The sequence below is a fragment of the Vibrio sp. 1069 genome (genome assembly GCF_033340555.1).
Map to the genome: position 1 here is coordinate 1 of NZ_JAWOWP010000715.1, position 572 is coordinate 572.

The following is a 572-nucleotide window of genomic DNA, read 5'->3' on the forward strand; positions in this document are numbered from 1 at the left end:
AACCGGTGTCGCTGTCTTTTGATGCAGCGCGAGGGTTTTTATTAAGGTACTCGGTGAAGACTTGTTTCGTCCCAACTAACCAATAGGTTTTAGGAGTCGCTCTAAGGTAAAACTCAACGTGGGCGTTTGGGGCGCGGAAGTCGTTGTACTTAGTTTTTGCGTTGGGCTTGCCAGGTAAACCGTTACGATAATTTTGGTAAGTTTTATCGTTGTAGCCTAAGCCAAATTCGAATCGTCCTTTCGCACCAGCAGAGCCAAACACGTAGTTGGTTTTCAAATCCTTACGGTAAAACTCGATAGGTGAATCGAGAAGATTACCTTGTCCTTCAGTGATGTCTTCACCGCGGATTTCATGCAATGCCTGAAAACGATAATCCACGACTAAACGATGACGATGATTGAATTCAAAAAAATTGGTGAGCTGAAAGGTATGGTCATCGTAATCATTCTTATCGTCCGAAGAAAAGCCCGCTTTCAGCTTGTACTGAATATCTGCGCGATATTGATTGCGCTCGATACGTGCCAACAAGCTAGGCTCTAGTCCCCAAATGTTTACGGATTCTATATCTTGA

1 pseudogene is annotated in these 572 nt (G+C 43.9%); it reads right to left on the reverse strand.

What is annotated here, in order from left to right:
- A pseudogene (locus R7040_RS28635) lies at window positions 1-572 on the reverse strand (capsular biosynthesis protein); the annotation flags it as partial.